Origin of the sequence: uncultured Winogradskyella sp. (assembly GCF_947498005.1) — a bacterium.
Classification (GTDB): Bacteria; Bacteroidota; Bacteroidia; order Flavobacteriales; family Flavobacteriaceae; genus Winogradskyella.
On sequence record NZ_CANMIW010000026.1, the window covers coordinates 1 to 1,425 of the forward strand.

The 1,425-nt window shown below is 28.6% G+C and carries 1 protein-coding gene; it reads left to right on the top strand.

The window, feature by feature from the left end:
* Window positions 1-93 precede the first annotated feature (93 nt).
* Window positions 94-1,290 (top strand): hypothetical protein, encoded by a 1,197-nt coding sequence (locus Q0891_RS17180; RefSeq protein ID WP_299103572.1) that lies wholly within the window; start codon window positions 94-96, stop codon window positions 1,288-1,290.
* The last annotated feature ends 135 nt before the right edge of the window (window positions 1,291-1,425 follow it).

A 1,425-nucleotide genomic window follows, 5' to 3' on the forward strand; every position in this document is an offset into this window, starting at 1 on the left:
ACAAACACGTTGTAAAACATTATGAGAAACATCCGTAATCTTAATATAATTCTTTTCTTTTTATCATTTGCAGCAGGTTTTTCTCAAAGCAATTTGATTATTCCTCAAAATGGAATTGAAGGTGTTTCTATAAGAATTGACACAACTAATATTTCAGTAGTTGAGAAACTTTACGGAAATGAATTTGAATTAAACGCAAACCAGTCATATACGAGATATACATATCCGAAAATTGGTTTAGCATTTCAATATGAGACAGATGATAAAAATAAAATTATTCGTTCAATTTTTTTGGAAAGTCCATTTCAAGCCAAATTAAATAATGGTATTGAACTCAATAAAACTTCAATGAAAGAAATTTGGGAAACCTACTCTGACAAAGGTTGTTTTACTTCTAAAACATACGCTTGGCATTCACAAAAAGGTATTTCTTTTTTCATTAAAAAAGATTCTACAAAAAAAGGATATGATAGTAATAAGAAAATATACAAAATCGAAATACACAATAAAAATGATTTTGGAATACCTTCTCGTGTTAATTTTGAGTTTGATAAAGAACGAAAAGAAGAACGAATACAAGAAATGGTCAATGTTCTAAAAGACGATGATTTTATCTTTGAAAAATTTGATAACTTTTGGAGAATTCAAAAAAAGAATGATACCAAACCTTTTCCTTTAAAAAAGCAAGAGAATTTCAAAAGAGAACTTGAATTCGATTTAACTCAACTTAATAGTGAAATTAGAATTTATGGTAGCGTTTTTGAACTTAATATTTTAAAATGCAATAACGACTTGGTTTATTTAAAACTTACATCTGAAAATGAAATTTTGGTCGAAAGATACTCTGATAAACAAATTCAAATATTGCTTAATAAACATCAGAACAAAACAAATATTCCAATCGATACAAAAAGTGCTATTGATTTTCCTACTGATACTTATGTTTATGGAACATTTTGTGGATTTGTGGGGACGCCACCTACTGAATCTCAAACAATGATTGATTTAGTAAATCAAAGAAAATATTATAGACTTGCAAGACGATTGAACTCAATGAATCCTGAAATTGCAACTTATGGATATATTGGACTTGACTTTTTAAGAAAAAAAGGAATGGAAATAAAGCCACCTGAATTATCAAAAATGGAGGAGTTTAGCAAATCAAGCATTCAATTAAATACTTGTCAAGGTTGTATTTATGGAGTTACGGAAACTATTAAAGAGGTTCTGAAAGAAGAGAATTTAAAAGTAATATATAAGGCATATAAAGAAAGTGGAATGCTAAAATAACGTTTTACAACACCGTGTATAATTAATTGCTTTGTTTCTGCCTACTTGCGAATATTCCTTCGGAATATTCACGGGTTCGTTAAAGTTTGCTAACTTAGTTGCTTAACCACGCAACTAACCATACACAAACACGTT